Below are 14,950 nucleotides of genomic sequence, written 5' to 3'. Positions count from 1 at the left end.
CGGCCCCGAGGGAGACGCACCGGATGGCGCGAGGCGCTGAGCAGGCCGTGGCGCGGAGCGTCATGACGACCGGCCTCGACGGACCGGCGCCGGACGACCCGGTGCGCACGCGGCTCCATGCGCTGCGGACCGGCCTGGAGGCGGGCCTCATCGGTTCCGCCGGCCTCGTCGAGCGATTGCTGATCGGGCTCCTCACCGGCGGCCACCTGCTGATCGAGGGGGCTCCGGGCCTCGCCAAGACCCGGGCGGTGAAGCGCCTCGCCGACGGGCTCCATACCGGCTTTGCCCGCGTCCAGTGCACGCCCGACCTGATGCCCGCGGACCTCACCGGCACCACGGTCTGGCGGCCGGACGGCGGCCGCTTCGAGTTCCTGGCCGGCCCCCTCTTCCACTCCCTGGTGCTGGTCGACGAGGTCAACCGGGCGCCGCCGAAGGTGCAATCGGCCCTGCTCGAGGCGATGGCCGAGCGCCAGGTCACGGTGGCGGGCGTCACCCACCCGTTGCCCGACCCCTTCATGGTGGTGGCGACCCAGAACCCGATCGAGCACGCCGGCACATTCCCGCTGCCCGAGGCCCAGCTCGACCGCTTCCTGCTCCATGTCGCGGTCGAGATGCCGGACGAGGCCGCCGAGCGCCGCATCCTCGACCTCGTCGAGGGCGAGATGACCGCGGACGTCGCCCCGATGCCGGTGCGTCTCACCGCCGAGGAGCTGCGCGCCGCCCGCGCCGCGGCGCTGAAGACCTACGTCTCGCCGGCGCTCAAGGATTTTCTGGTCCGCCTCGTCGCCGCCACCCGCGGCGGGCCGGCGGCCCCGGACCTGCGCGACGCCATCGAGCACCCGGTCTCGCCCCGCGGCACCCTGGCCCTGATGCTCGCCGGCAAGGCCCGGGCCTACCTGCACGGGCGCGACCACGTCGTGCCGGAGGACGTCTTGAGCCTCGCCGCCGATGCGCTGGCCCACCGCCTCGCCCTGACCTGGCGGGCTGCCGCCGAGGGGCAGACCGCCCGCGCCCTGGTGGCCGGCCTGCTCGACCGGGTGCATCCGCTCTGAGGACCCTCGCCACCGTGGCACGGCCGCCGTCCAGCCCCGACCCCCTCGCCCGACCCGGCATCGCCCTCGAGGCCGGTGCCCTGATGGAGCTGCGCCACCTCGCCCGGCGGGGCGGGGCGGGAATGACCCGGGCCCGGGCCGGCCTGCCGGGCGGCATCGTCACGCGCCGGCGCGGCCGCGGCACCGAGCCCGACGACGTGCGCCTCTGGGCCGAGGGCGACGACGTGCGCCACATCGACCGCAACGCCACCGCCCGCACCGGCGCCCTGCACGTCCGCACCCACCACGAGGAGCGCGACCGCGCCGTGGTGCTGCTGGCCGACTTCCGGCCCTCGATGCTGTTCGGCACCTGCCGCGCCCTGCGCTCGGTCGCGGCCGCGGAGGCGCTGGCGCTGCTGGGCTGGCGCATCGCTGGCGACGGCGGCCGGGTCGGCCTCTGCGTCGCCTCACCCGAGCCGGTGACCCTGCCGCCGAGGGGCGGCGGGCGCGGCATGGCGGCCCTCTGCCAGGGCCTCGCCCGGGCGCACGGGAGCGCCCTCGCGGCCCCGCCCGGTGTCGACCTGCCCTTGGGACCGGCCCTGGAGCGGGCGCGGGCGCTGCTGCCGGCGGGCGGCCACCTGGTGCTGGCGAGCGCCCTCGACGCCCCGGGCGACGGCTTCACCGAGAGCCTGGCGGCCCTGGCCGAGCGGATCTCCGTCAGCCTGCTCCTGGTGAGCGACGCCTTCGAGCGCGCCGCCCCGCCCGGCCTCTACCCCTACGCCACCCCGGACGGGCACCGCGGCACCGCCCGGATCGGTCGGGTGCGACCGGCGGCCGAGGACCGCCTCGCGCCTTACGCGCATCTCGGCCTCGCGGCCCTGCGGCTCGATGCCGAGACCGGGCCGGAGGGCTTCGTGCCCCTGATGGAGCGGCTCGATGCCGTGCTGTGAGGCCGCCCAAGCGGCGCAGCCATTCGAAGCGGCGCAGCCAGCCCAGATGGCGCTCGCGGGGCTCCGCGGCCTGCACCTCCCGCCGGATCCGGGGCTGGTCCGGCCCGAGATCCTGGCGGCGATCGCCGGCGGCCTCGCCCTTGCCGCCCTCGCCGCCTGGCTCCTGCCCTCCTTGCGCGCCCGCCCGGTCCGGAGGGCGGCGCTCGCGGAACTCGCCGCTGCCCGCGCCCTGCCGGCGCCGGAGCGCCGGGTCGCCCTCGCGCGGTTGAGCCTGCGGCTCGCCCGCAGCCTGGGGGTCGAGGGGCCGGCGGGCCTCGACGCGTGCTTGCGCACCGACTTCTTCGGCCGCGGCCCCGGCCGGATGCTGACCGAGAACCTCTACGCGCCGGGCCCGGCACCCGACCTCGCCGCCGCCGAGGCCGGCCTCGCCCGCCTCGTCGCGCGCCTGCGGGCCTGACCGCGATGGCCGGCCTCGCCTCCCTCGACTTCGCGGCGCCCCTGGCCGGCCTGCTCCTGCCGCTGCCGCTCCTCGCCGCCCGGCTCCTGCCGCCGCGCACGGGCGGCAGCGGGGCGCTCGCCGTCCCGCCCTCGATCGTGGCCGGCCTCGCGGGCGGCGGGACCCTGCGGGTCGGCGCGCGGGGGCGCGCAGCCCTGACCTGGCTGCTCTGGGGCGCCCTGGTGGCGGCGCTCGCCGGCCCGCGGCTGGTGCTGCCCGGCGTCGCCCTGCCGGCCTCGGGCCGCGACCTCGTCCTCGCCCTCGACCTCTCCGGCAGCATGGAGCGGATCGACTTCTCCCTCGACGGGCGCACCACCTCGCGGCTCGCGGCGGTCAAGCGCGTCGGCTCCGAATTCATCCGCCGCCGGGCCGGCGACCGGGTCGGCCTGGTGATCTTCGCCGACCAGGCCGACGTCGCCGCCGCGCCCTCCTTCGACACGCGGGCGGTCGCCCGGGCCCTCGAGGAGGCCGAGATCGGCCTCGTCGGCCGCTCGACAGGCATCGGCGACGGGCTCGGCCTCGCCCTCAAGCGCCTCGAGGCCCTGCCGGGCCCGTCCAAGGTGGTGGTGCTGCTCTCCGACGGAGCCAACAATGCCGGCCAGACCACGCCCCGGGACGTGGCGGGGCTCGCCCGCGACCTCGGCATCCGGGTCCACACCATCGCGCTCGGCCCCCGCGACCTCGCCGATGCCGACGGGGAGCAGGACGTGGTCGACGCTGAGGCCCTGCGCGACGTCGCGGCGACGAGCGGCGGCCGCTTCTTCCGGGTCCGCACCACCGACGACCTCGCGGGGGTGGCCGACAGCATCGACGCCCTTGAGGGCGGGCGCGACCGGGCCCCGCCGGTGCCCCTGCGCCGCGACCTGTGGCCCTGGCCCGGCGCCGTCGCGCTCCTCAGCGCGCTCGGCCTCCTGCTGACGCGGAGGGCGGCGTGAGAGGGGCGGCATGATTGAGGACTTCACGTTCCTGCGCCCGTGGTGGCTCCTCGCCCTGCCGCTCCTCGGGCTCCTGGCCTGGCGCGCCGCCCATCGCGCCGCGCCCCTCGGCGACTGGGTCCGGGCGGTGGAGCCGCACCTGATGGCGGCGCTCGCCGCCCGCGGCGCGGTGCGGCCGGGGCGCCGGGGCGGCCAGGGCCTGCTCGTGCTGGCCGGCGCCCTGCTGGCGCTCGGCCTCGCCGGTCCGGCGCTGGAGCGCCGCGACACTGCGGGCTTCCGCAACCTCGACGCCACGATCATCGCCCTCGACCTGTCGCGCTCGGTCGCCGAGGGCGGGCGCCTCGGCGAGGCCCGGACCCTGGCGCAGGCGATCGCCGAGGCCGCCGGCACGAAGGCGGTCGCCGTCGTGGCCTATGCGGGCGACGCCTACCTCGTGGCGGCGCCGACCACCGACCGCGACAGCCTCGGGACGGTCCTGTTCGCCCTCGACGGCGCCACCGTGCCGGATCGCGGCAGCCACCCGGCCCGGGCGCTCGCGCTCGCCCGCCGCACCCTGGCCGAGGGCGCCGTGGTGACCGGCGACGTGGTGCTCCTGAGCGACGGCGGCGGCCTCGACGGCGCCGCTGAGCGCGAGGCCGCGGCGCTGGCGGCTGAGGGCCACCGGCTGCACACCGTGCTGGTGCCGGGCCCCGCCTTGCCGCCCGAGGCGCCGCGGCCGGACGGGGCCGGGCTCGCGCGGCTCGCCGCGCTCGGCAGCGGGGCTTCGGGCAGCCTCGCGGCGCCGGGCCCGGTGCTGGCGGCGGTCTCGGAGACGCTCGCCCGCCACCTCGCCGAGGGGGGATACGCGGTGCTGGCCTGGCAGGATCTCGGCCGCTGGCTCGCGGGCCTCGCGCTGGTCCCCGTCCTGCTGCTCTTCCGGCGGAGCGCCTGATGCCGGCCGGGCGCATCCTCCTCGCGGCCGGGGGCCTCGCCCTGACAGGGCTCGCGGTCCAGCCCGCCGCCCTCGCCCGGCTGCTCCTCGCGGCCGGGCTGCCGGGGGCCGCCGCGACCATCAGCGACGATCCGGCCTGGCGCGGCACCGCCCTCTACGCCGCCGGCCGCTACGCCGAGGCCGCCGAGGCTTTCGCGGGCCAACCCTACAACCGCGGCAACGCGCTGGCGCTCGCCGGCGACCTCAAGGGCGCGCTGGCGGCCTACGAGGCCGCCCTCGCCCGCGACCCGGGAGACGAGGACGCCAAGGCCAACCGCGAGCTGGTCGCGCGCCTCCTCGACACGCCGGACGCCCCCGGCGGCCGCACCGCCGGCGAGGCCAATGCCCGGGCCGACGCCGCCACGCGCTACGCCACCAAGACCGAATCCGACGCGAACGATCCCGGCACCGCCTCCTCCGGTGAGGGCCTGGCCGGCCACCGCGAGGCCTCCTCCGCGGCGGAATCGCCCGGCAACTCGAAGGCCGCCCGCACCGGCCGGGCCGAGCAGCGGGCGGTCGATCCCGGCCGCGGCCAGGCCCGCGGCTCGGCCAGCGACGCCGAGGGCGGCGGGCGCCAGGGCGGCGGCAATGCCAGCGTGTCCGAGGTGATCGAGCGCGAGGTGCGCCGCGTCTCGAAGAGCTTCGAGGCCCGCGAGATCCGCCCCGACCGGCACTGGCTCGCGACCCTGCCGGACGATCCCGGCCGCTTCGTCTCCTTGCGCATCCGCGCCGAGCAGACCCGCCGGCGGGCCGCCGGCGCCGCCGTGCAGCCGGGGAGCAACCCGTGGTGAGATGGCTGCTCCTCGCCCTCGTCCTCGCGGCCGCCCCCGCCCTCATCGGACGGGCCGTGGCGCTGGAGGACGGCGACCTCGCGCTCACCGTCACGGCCGAGACCGCCTCGCAGGCGGCGCCCTACCCGCGCGAGATGGTGTTGCTTCGCATCCGCGGCACCTACCGGGCCCAGATCGCCCTGGAGGAGCTGCGCCAGCCGAGCCTGCCGCATTTCGGCTGGACGCAGCTCGGGCGCGACCGCTGGTTCCGCACCGCGATCCAGGGCCAGGAGGCGCGGGGCTTCGAGCGGACCGTGGCGGTCTTCCCGCAAGGGGCCGGCCGCTTCGTCATCGATCCCTTCGTGCACCGCCTGACGGTCGTCGACGGCGGCGAGCGCCGGCTAGTCGAGGTGCGCTCCGCGCCCCTGCCGATCGACGTCGCGGCCTGGCGCGGGCCGGGCGGGCCGGACGCCCCCGAGCCCTGGTGGCTGCCAGCGCAGGATCTGACGGTGACGGATGTCTGGGAGCCCGAGCCCGAGACCCTGCGCCTCGGCGAGCCGGCCCGCCGCACCGTGACGGTGGAGGCAAGCGGCCTCACCGCCGACGCCTTGCCGCCGCGGCCGGTGCTGCGCACCCGCGGCATCCTCACCTTCGCCGGGCCGGCCGAGCGCCAGACCCGGATCACCCCGGCGGGGCCCGTCGCCCGCGTGACCTATCGCTGGGACGTGCGCCCCGGCGTGCCGGAGCCGATCACCCTCGCGGCGATCGCGATCCCGTGGTTCGACACCCGGGCGCGGGTGATGCGCGAGGCGGAGATCCCGGCCCGCATCGTCGGCGCCGCCCTCCGGCCCGCCGAGGAGGCGCCGCCGCCCTCAGGCTCGCCGTGGCGGGCCCTCACCGCGGGTCTCGCCGCCTTCGCCCTCGGCCTCGGCGCCTGGGGCACGCTGCGCCGCCGCGAGGCGCCGGCGGCCCCTGCCCTGCGGGCGCTCGCCCGGGCCGCCCGGCGGCGGGACGCCCGCGGCGTGCGGATCGCCCTCGCCGAGGCCGAGCGCCGCGAACCGGCCCTCGCCGCGGCCTGGCGCGCCGATCCCCGCACGGCCTCGCGCCTCGCCGCCCTCGACGCCGCCCTGTTCGGCGGAGCCCAAGCCCCGGCGCCGGACCTCGCCGGCCTCGCCCGGGACCTCGCGCGGGTCCGGCCGCGGGCCCCCGCGGTCCCGGACGCGCTCGCCCCCCTCGACGGCCCGCGGCCGGCGCGGCGCTGACCGGCTCGAATGCGGGGGGCCTGCCGTGCGCCGGGGGCTCGCCCGAGGCATGCTCCGCACCCGGTTGCCTCGACCGGCACCGACCCTGCATACCCCCGGGCTCCCGCCCGAAGGGTCAGCGACGCTCATGACCGACACTCCCCGCCTCGGCGCCCGCGTGATGGCGCTGATCGACGACCTCGCCCGCCACACCGACGAGCCCGGCCGGCTGACGCGGCTCTACCTGTCGCCGGCCCACCGGGCGACCGCCGAGGCGGTGCTCGGGCTGATGCGCGAGGCCGGGCTGGCGGCGCGGATCGACGCCGCCGGCAGCGTGGTCGGGCGGCTGGAGGGGCGGGAGCCGGGGCTGCCGGCCCTGGTGCTCGGCTCGCACATCGACAGCGTGGTCGATGCCGGGCGCTACGACGGCCCCCTCGGGGTGGCGGCGGGCCTCGCCGTGGCGGAGGAGGTGCGCGCCCGCGGCCTCGCCCTCCCCTTCGCCCTCGAGGTGGTGGCCTTCGGCGACGAGGAGAACGTGCGCTTCCCGACCTCGCTCTCGACCTCGAAGGCCTGGGCCGGGCAGTACAAGCCGGACTGGCTCGAGGGCCGCGACGCCGCCGGCACGACACTGCGCGAGGCGCTGGCGCAGTTCGGCGGCGACCCGGACGGCATCCCGGCCCTCGCCCGGAAGCCCGGCACCGTCGCCGGCTACCTCGAGGTCCATATCGAGCAGGGGCCGGCCCTCGAGGCGGCGGCGCAGCCGGTCGGGGTGGTGTCGGGCATCGTCGGCCTCACCCGGGCGCGCTGCACCGTGACGGGCGAGGCCAACCACGCCGGCACCGTGCCGATGGGCATGCGCCGGGACGCGCTCGCGGCCGCCGCCGAGATGGCGCTCGCGGTCGAGCGCCTGGGCGAGGCCATGCCGGGCGCGGTCGCGACGGTGGGCTCCCTCACGGTGGTGCCGGGCGCCGTCAACGTCATCCCGGGCCGGATCGACTTCACCCTCGACGTGCGCGCCGCCGAGGATGCGGACCGGGACGCGCTGTTCGCGGCGATCGGGGCCGAGTGCCGGGCGGTCGCGCAGCGCCGCGGGGTCGGCTTCATCGCCGAGACCTTCATGGACAACGCGGCGGTCGCCCTCGATCCCGGGCTGCAGGCCGCGCTCGACCGGGCGGCCCGGCGCCTCGGCCACGCCCCCCTGCGGCTTGCCTCCGGCGCCACCCACGACGCGGTGGCGATGGCGGTCCTCGGCCCGGCCGCGATGCTGTTCGTGCGCTGCCGCGGCGGCATCAGCCACAACCCGGCCGAGTCGATCACCCTCGAGGATGCCGACGCGGCGACGCGGGTCCTTCTCGGCACGGTCCTCGACCTCGCGGGCCTGCCCCACTGACCGACACGAGAACGCATCGATGCAGCAGGACGAGATGACGGCCGACATCGTGGTGGTCGGCGGCGGGATGGTGGGCGTGTCGTCCGCCATCGCCCTCAAGGACCGTGGTCGGGACGTGGTGCTGTGCGACCCCGGCGAGGCCCGGGCGCGCACCTCCTACGGCAATGCCGGCGTGGTGAGCCGCGGCTCGATCTTCCCGATGTCGAGCCCCGGCCTGTGGGGCAAGCTACCGGCCTACCTGCGCAACGCCGATCCGGGCCTGCGCCTGCGCCACCTGCACCTGCTGCGGGTGATGCCCTGGGCGGCGCATTTCCTGGCGAGCGCCCGCACCTCGGCCTGGCGCCGGGCCGCCGACGCCCTCGCCCCCCTGACGAACGCCGCCTATCCGGAGCACCGGCGCCTCGCCGACCGGGCGGGCGTGCCCCACCTCCTGCGCGAATGCGGCTGGGTGAAGCTCTACCGCACGGAGGAGGCCTTCGCCGGCGCGAGCCTGGAGCGCGAGATCCTGACGCATCACGGCGTCCCGTTCGAGATCCTCGACGGCGCCGGCGTCCAGGCGCTGGAGCCGGCGCTGATCCGGCCTTTCGCCCGGGCGATGCTGCTGCCGGAAACCGGCGCCGTCGGCGATCCCGGCGGGCTCGTCGAGGCCAGCGAGCGGCTGTTTGCCGGCCTCGGCGGCCGCAGCCTGCGCACCACCGTGACCCGCCTCGAGCCGGCGGCGGACGGCTGGCATGTCGTCCATCCCGGCGGCCGGTTGCGGGCGCGGCAGGTGGTGCTGGCGACGGGGGCGGCGGCGAACGAGCTCGCCCGGCCGCTCGGCTACCGCTTCGCCTTCGCGGCCGAGCGCGGCTACCACCGGCACTACGCGCTCCACCCCGGCAGCCCGGCCCTCACCCGCCCGATCTACGACACCGGCGCCGCCTCGATCCTGTCGCCGATGGGCGAGGGCCGGGTGCGGGTGCTCTCCGGCGTCGAGGTCGCCGACCGCCATGCGCCGCCGGATTACGGGCAGATCGAGGCCGCCGCCCGGGAGGCCGCCGGCACCGTGCGCCTCGGCCAGCCCCTCGACAACCGGCCCTGGCTCGGCTCGCGCCCCTCGACCCCGGACGGGTTGCCGGTGATCGGCCCCGCGCCGCGCCATCCCGGGCTGATCTTCGCCTTCGGCCACGGCCATATCGGCCTCTCGACCGGCCCGATCACCGGCCAGCTCGTCGCCGACCTCGCCACCGGCCGCACGCCGGCGGTGCCGGTGGCGCCGTTCGCGCCGGGGCGGCTGCTGGGCTGGCCGCGGTTGTAAGGTTTGCCGTCGTACGGGCCCCTTCCCGGACGAGTGCAACCGGGAAGGGGCGGCGTGAACATCCAGCGATGGGCCGTCCGCGCGAAGCGACGGCGGCCCACCCGCATCTCAGAACCCGTACAGCCGCGCCGGATTCTCGACCAGCACCCGGTGCCGGTCGGCCTCGTCCGGCACCCACTCGGCCAGGAGGTCGAGGAGGTCGCCGACATTCATCATCGGGCCCCAATGCGAGACGTGCGGCCAGTCCGAGCCCCAGACGCAGCGCTCCGGCGCCGCGTCGTGGAGGGCACGGGCGAACGGCACCGTGTCGGTGAACGGAGGGCCGGCGACGGAGTTGCGGTAGGCGCCCGAGAGCTTGACCCAGGCGCCGTCGCGCACGAGCGACACCAGGGTGCGGAAGCCCTCGTCCCCGACCCCGCAGGAGGTCGGGAAATGGCCCATGTGGTCGACGCAGAACGGCACCGGCAGCCGGGCAAGGCGCCCGGCCAGCGGCGGCAGGGCGCGGGCGTCGATGAGGAACTGGAGGTGCCAGCCCATCTCGCGGCACAGGGCCCCGTAGGCCTCCACTGTCTCGAACCCGACTCCCCCGCCGTACAGCACGTTGAGGCGAAGGCCCACCACGCCCGCCTCCTTCAGCGCCGCCAGCTCGGACTCGGGCAGCCCGAGCGGGATGACCGCGATGCCGCGCAGGCGCCGCGGATGCACCCGCAGCGTCTCCAGCATCAGCCGGTTGTCGGTGCCGTGGACGCTGACCTGGATCAGCACGCCGTGCGTCATGCCGGTGGCGTCGAGCATGCCAAGATAGGCGGACGGCGTCGCCTCCGGCGGCGTGTAGCTGCGCTCCGCCACGAAGGGGTAGGCCGGCGGCAGCCCGATCACGTGGGCGTGGGTGTCGACCGCGCCCGCCGGCACGGTGAAGCGGGTGGGACCCCGCGGGTGCGGGGCCGGGCCGGGACAGTCGCGGATCTCAGGCATCGGCGTGCAGCACCTTTCCGCGGGTTTCCGGCAGGGCGTAGGCCGTGAGGAAGAACACCCCGTAGGCGGCGGCCGCGAAGATCGCGATGGCGCTCGCCAGGCTCATGCCGGCCGAGAGGTAGCCGACGAGGGCCGGGAACAGGGCGCCGATGCCGCGGCCGAAATTGTAGCAGAAGCCCTGCCCCGAGCCGCGCAGGCGCGTCGGGTAGAGCTCGGTCAGGAAGGCGCCCATGCCGGAGAAGTAGCCCGAGGCGAAGAAGCCGAGCGGGAAGCCCAGCACCCACAGGACCGCGTTGGAGAGCGGGACCTGGGTGTAGACCAGGATCACCGCGATCGCGCCGAGCGAGAAGATCAGGAAGAGGGGCCGCCGGCCGAGGCGGTCGGCGAGCCAGGCCCCAGCGAGATAGCCGGCAAAGGATCCGACGATCAGGGCGGCGAGGTAGCCGGTGGAGGAGACGATCGAGAGGCCGCGCTCGGTGGTGAGGAAGCGCGGCAGCCAGGTGGTGATGGCGTAGTAGCCGCCCTGGCAGCCCGCCGACATCAGCGAGGCGAGGAGCGTGGTGCGCAGCATCGGACCGGAGAAGATCTCCCAGATCGCCGGACGGTCGCCGGTGGCGGCGGCCCGGGCCCGGGACTCGACGGCGACCTTCGGCTCCTCGACGTACCGGCGCAGGTAGAAGACGAGGAGGGCAGGCGCGGCGCCGATCACGAACATCCAGCGCCAGGCGGTCTCGGGCGGCAGCACCGAGAACAGGATCGCTTGCGCCAGCACCGCCATGCCCCAGCCGATGGCCCAGCCCGACTGCACCGAGCCGACGGCCCGGCCGCGATACTGCGCCCGGATGGTCTCGCCCATCAGCACGGCGCCCGCCGCCCACTCGCCGCCGAAGCCCAGGCCGAGCAGCGCCCGCGCGATCAGGAGCTGCGAGAAGTCCTGCGCGAAGGCGCAGACCAGGGAGAAGAACGAGAACCACAGGATGGTGATCTGCAGCGTCAGCACCCGGCCGATCCGGTCGGCGAGGTAGCCGGCGAGCCAGCCGCCCAGCGCCGAGGCGAGCAGCGTCACGGTGGCGGCGAGCCCGGCGGTGCCGGCATCGACGCTCCACAGCTTGATGATCGTGCCGATCACCAGCGGGTAGATCATGAAGTCCATGCCGTCGAGGGCCCAGCCGGCGGCGCAGGCCCAGAAGGTGTGGCGCTCGGGCGGGGTCATGTCGCGGTAGAAGGCGGTGAGGCTGGCATCCTCCACCGCCACCGCATCGCGGGTAGACGGGGTCATCGGGTCGCTCCCTGGCGAAGGTTGTTAGATCTTGAGGGTCCGGAGGACCCGCCGGGAGCAAGCACGTTTTCCCGGCGCGTGCCACTGCACCGGGGAGAGAGCGGACCTTGTAAGCTGGCTAAAGATATAGTTTCCCGCAGGAAACCATCCGGTGCCGGTCCGACCGGCCTCAATCCGTGAACCGCACGCCGATCTCCACGCCGTGCTGGCGCACGATCTCGCAGGCGCGTGCCGGGCCGCCCTCGACGTGGAGCAGGATGCGGCTCGGCAGCCGGACCGGGCGCTCGAGCGCGAGCTTGGCGCCGGAAGCGGAGAGGTTGAGCACGACGCACGCCATCGCGTCGACCGGCCCGGAGCCCTCGGGCAGCGTGACCCGGGCGGGCATCGAGGTTCGCACCCGCTCCTCGACACGCCGCTCCTCGATGCCGACCAGCCAGTCGTCGAGGCCGCGGGCGATGTCCGCGACGCCCGCGGCGGTGGTCTGCACGTTGGTGCTGACGTCGCCGGTCGTGCTGCGCTGGTGCTCGCTCGCCGCGGTCGTCTCGGCGATGAAGCCCTGCACGGCGTCGACCGCGCCGCGGATCGAGCCCAGGGCCTCGGCGACCTCCCGCGACACCGTCTGCATGGCGCCGATCTCGCCGGAGATCCGCCCCGTCGCCGCCCGGGCCTGGCCGGCGAGGTTCTTCACCTCGGCGGCGACGACCGCGAAGCCCCGGCCCGCGGCGCCGGCCCGCGCCGCCTCGATGGTCGCGTTGAGCGCGAGCAGGTTGATCTGGTCGGCGATCGCGGTGATCGCGTCGACCACCCCGTTCATCGCCTGGGCGGCCTGGTCGAGCCGCTCGGTCGCCGCGCCCGCCGCGCCCATGCGGTCCTGGATCTCGTCGACGGCCTGGCGCGACTGACCCATCCGGTTCGCGATCGACACCGAGGTCCGGTGCATCTCCTCGGAGGCGGCCGACACCGCCTGGACCCGCGTCAGGGTCTGCTCGGCCGCCGCGATCGCCCGCGCCCGCACGCTCATGCTGTGGGTGACGTCGGTGGCGAACTTGATCACCTTGCTGGGACGCCCGTTCAGGTCGAGGACGGGCGTGTAGGTGGCCTGGATCCACACCTCCCGGCCGCCCTTGCCGACCCGCTGGTACACCGCCGCGGCGTAGCGCCCGGCGCGTAAGGACTCCCAGAACTCGGCGTAGCTCTGGCTCGCCGCGTAGTCGGGAGACACGAACAGGCGGTGGTGCTGGCCGACGATCTCGTCGAGGGCATAGCCCATGGCCTTCAGGAAATGGCCGTTGGCGTCGAGGACGAGGCCGTCCATGTCGAACTCGATCACCGCCTGCGAGCGGAGCGCCGCCTCGATCTTGCCGGCCGTGTCGGCGGCGTGCTGCTTGGCGGCCGTGATGTCGCTGGCGTACTTCACGATCTTGAGCGTGCGCCCGCCCGCGTCGAGGATCGGGTTGTAGGTCGCCTGGATCCAGACCTCGTCGCCGCCGCTGGCCCGCCGCTTGAACTCGCCCGAATGGTACTCGCCCCGGGCGAGGCGCGCCCAGAACTCGCGGTACTCCGCCGAGGCCGCCTGCTCGTCGCTCACGAACATGCGGTGGTTGCGCCCCCTCACCTCGTCGAGGGAGTAGCCCATCGCGGCGAGGAAGTGCGGGTTGGCGTCCAGGATCGTCCCGTCGGGGGCGAAGTGGATCACCGCTTGCGAGCGGTTGATGGCGGTGATCTGGCCGGCGGCATCGGTCGCCGCCTGCTTCTCGGCGGTGACGTCGAGGGCGCACGTCACGACCCGGATCGGCCGGCCGCGGCCGTCGAGCACCGGGTTGTAGCTGGCGCGGATCCAGACCTCGCGCCCGCCCTTGGCGAGGCGGCGATACTCGGCGCTCTGGAGCTCGCCCCGGCGCAGGGCCGCCCAGAACGCCGCGTAGGCCGGGTCGGCCGCCTCGGCCGGATCGACGAACAGGCGGTGGTGGCGGCCGCGCACCTCGTCGAGGCGGTAGCCCATCAGCCGCAGGAAGTTCTCGTTGGCCTCGATCAACTGACCGTCGAGGTCGAACGCGACGGTGGCCTGCGAACGCTCGATGGCGTCCAGCTTGGCGGCTGCACTGGAGCGCCGGGCGGAGGCGAACATGTCGTGTCCCAGGGGATCGCGGGCCTTCCATCCTTGAACCACGGCGGCCTTTAATGCCGGGTATCGCCCGGGCTGCCGGTCCGCCAGTCTCGCCAGGCGGATCGTCGCAGGGACTGACACCAGCGCGCTTTCGCATCGACGCTTCGATCCGAAAGCGTCCGGCGCAAAGTCACAGGCGGGGACTTTGCGCCGGCGCCCGTTCGGGTTTGAGCCCGCGCCGCCGAACGAGTCCGTTCGGCGGCGCGGCGGTATGACACCTCATTGGGCGAGCATCTCCCGGATGCGTGTGGCCAGGGCCTCGACGGCGAACGGCTTGGTCAGCACCGCGGTGCCGGGCGCGAGCCGCCCGGTGCCGAGCGCCGCGTTCTCGGCGTAGCCGGTGATGAACAGCACCTTTAGGTCCGGCCGCCATCCCCGCCCGGCATCGGCCATCTGGCGGCCGTTCATGCCCCCCGGCAGGCCGACATCGGTGACGAGCAGGTCGATGCGCGCGCCGGATTGCAGCACCCTCAGGCCCGCCGCGCCGTCAGCCGCCTCGATGGCGGTGTAGCCGAGATCCTCCAGCACCTCGGCCACCAGCATCCGCACGGTCGGCTCGTCGTCGACGATCAGCACGGTCTCGCCCTGCTCCGCCCGGGGCGCGTCCGCCGGGGTCGCGTGCGCGGCCTGCGCCTCGGAGGTGCCGTGGTGCCGCGGCAGGTAGAGCGCCACGGCGGTGCCGCGGCCGACCTCGGAGGTGATCCGCACCTGCCCGCCCGACTGCTTGGTGAAGCCGTAGATCATCGACAGGCCGAGGCCCGTGCCCTGGCCGAGGGGCTTCGTCGTGAAGAACGGGTCGAAGGCGCGGGCGATCACCGCCGGGGTCATGCCGCCGCCAGTGTCGGTCACGCGCAGGCACAGGTACTCCCCGGGCGGGAGATCGTGCTCCCGGGCCGCGGCGTCGTCGAGGCGGTGGTTGGAGGCCTCGATGGCGATCCGCCCGCCCTCCGGCATGGCGTCGCGGGCGTTGAGGCAGAGGTTGAGCAGCGCGTTCTCGAGCTGCGGCGGATCGACGAGGACGGTCCAGAGGTCCGTCGGTCCGTCCGTCGCGATCGCGATCGCGGGACCGACGGTGCGCCGGATCAGCTCCTCCATCCCGGCCACCAGGTGGTTGACGTCGGTGGGCCGCGGGTCGAGCGTCTGGCGCCGCGAGAAGGCGAGGAGGCGGTGGGTCAGCGCCGCGGCGCGCCTGGCCGCTCCCTGCGCCGCATCGACGTAGCGGTCGACCTCCCCGAGACGGCCCTGGCCGATGCGGGTCTGTATCAGCTCGAGCGAGCCCGAGATGCCGGCGAGCAGGTTGTTGAAGTCGTGGGCCAGCCCCCCGGTGAGCTGGCCCACCGCCTCCATCTTCTGCGACTGGCGCAGCGCCTCCTCGGCCCGCATCAGCTCGGCGGTGCGCTCGGCGACGCGCTGCTCCAGCGCTGGCTCTTATTTTCATACACGAGCCCA

General features: G+C 75.6%; 12 protein-coding genes and 1 pseudogene. 9 read left to right on the top strand and 4 right to left on the bottom strand.

Going from position 1 to position 14,950, the window contains the following annotated elements; genetic code table 11:
* Positions 1-62 precede the first annotated feature (62 nt).
* The 9 genes from VQ02_RS22725 to VQ02_RS22685 all read left to right on the top strand — a co-directional run bounded on the left by VQ02_RS22725 (position 63) and on the right by VQ02_RS22685 (position 9,080).
* On the top strand, positions 63-1,052 hold the full coding sequence (locus VQ02_RS22725) for an AAA family ATPase (protein WP_157080761.1): 990 nt from the start codon (positions 63-65) through the stop codon (positions 1,050-1,052).
* Positions 1,053-1,135: 83 nt separating this feature from the next.
* Positions 1,136-1,981, top strand: coding sequence for a DUF58 domain-containing protein (locus VQ02_RS22720; protein ID WP_083469386.1), 846 nt, complete (start codon positions 1,136-1,138; stop codon positions 1,979-1,981).
* On the top strand, positions 1,968-2,438 hold the full coding sequence (locus VQ02_RS22715; protein ID WP_048446501.1) for a DUF4381 family protein: 471 nt from the start codon (positions 1,968-1,970) through the stop codon (positions 2,436-2,438). The genes VQ02_RS22720 and VQ02_RS22715 overlap by 14 nt, the downstream gene beginning before the upstream one ends.
* A 5-nt stretch (positions 2,439-2,443) precedes the next feature.
* A complete protein-coding gene (locus VQ02_RS22710; RefSeq protein WP_048446500.1) occupies positions 2,444-3,412 on the top strand; it encodes a VWA domain-containing protein in 969 nt (322 codons plus the stop codon).
* Positions 3,413-3,422: 10 nt separating this feature from the next.
* Positions 3,423-4,343 (top strand): VWA domain-containing protein, encoded by a 921-nt coding sequence (locus tag VQ02_RS22705; protein WP_048446499.1) that lies wholly within the window; start codon positions 3,423-3,425, stop codon positions 4,341-4,343.
* Positions 4,343-5,173 carry a tetratricopeptide repeat protein gene (locus VQ02_RS22700; protein WP_048446498.1) on the top strand — a complete coding sequence of 277 codons (831 nt, stop codon included), beginning with the start codon at positions 4,343-4,345 and terminating at the stop codon, positions 5,171-5,173. The genes VQ02_RS22705 and VQ02_RS22700 overlap by 1 nt, the downstream gene beginning before the upstream one ends.
* Positions 5,167-6,414, top strand: a complete 1,248-nt coding sequence (locus tag VQ02_RS22695) for a BatD family protein (protein WP_048446497.1) — start codon at positions 5,167-5,169, stop codon at positions 6,412-6,414. The genes VQ02_RS22700 and VQ02_RS22695 overlap by 7 nt, the downstream gene beginning before the upstream one ends.
* Positions 6,415-6,541: 127 nt before the next feature.
* On the top strand, positions 6,542-7,783 hold the full coding sequence (locus VQ02_RS22690) for an allantoate amidohydrolase (protein ID WP_048446496.1): 1,242 nt from the start codon (positions 6,542-6,544) through the stop codon (positions 7,781-7,783).
* 19 nt (positions 7,784-7,802) lie between these two features.
* Positions 7,803-9,080, top strand: a complete 1,278-nt coding sequence (locus VQ02_RS22685) for an NAD(P)/FAD-dependent oxidoreductase (protein ID WP_048446495.1) — start codon at positions 7,803-7,805, stop codon at positions 9,078-9,080.
* Positions 9,081-9,188: 108 nt separating this feature from the next.
* Here the strand turns inward: VQ02_RS22685 and VQ02_RS22680 are convergent, their stop codons facing one another.
* The 4 genes and pseudogenes from VQ02_RS22680 to VQ02_RS22665 form a co-directional block, all read right to left on the bottom strand.
* Entirely contained in the window at positions 9,189-10,055 is an 867-nt protein-coding gene (locus tag VQ02_RS22680) for an amidohydrolase family protein (protein ID WP_048446494.1), read from the bottom strand.
* Positions 10,048-11,334, bottom strand: coding sequence for an MFS transporter (locus tag VQ02_RS22675; protein WP_048446493.1), 1,287 nt, complete (start codon positions 11,332-11,334; stop codon positions 10,048-10,050). The genes VQ02_RS22680 and VQ02_RS22675 overlap by 8 nt, the downstream gene beginning before the upstream one ends.
* 169 nt (positions 11,335-11,503) lie before the next feature.
* A complete protein-coding gene (locus tag VQ02_RS22670) occupies positions 11,504-13,462 on the bottom strand; it encodes a methyl-accepting chemotaxis protein (protein ID WP_048446492.1) in 1,959 nt (652 codons plus the stop codon).
* 258 nt (positions 13,463-13,720) lie between these two features.
* A pseudogene (locus VQ02_RS22665) lies at positions 13,721-14,923 on the bottom strand (ATP-binding protein); the annotation flags it as partial.
* Between the last annotated feature and the right edge of the window lie 27 nt (positions 14,924-14,950).

The organism is Methylobacterium variabile (assembly GCF_001043975.1).
Classification (GTDB): domain Bacteria; phylum Pseudomonadota; class Alphaproteobacteria; order Rhizobiales; family Beijerinckiaceae; genus Methylobacterium; species Methylobacterium variabile.
The sequence above is the reverse complement of the archived record's forward strand: the minus strand, read 5'-3'. Positions and strand labels throughout refer to the sequence as shown.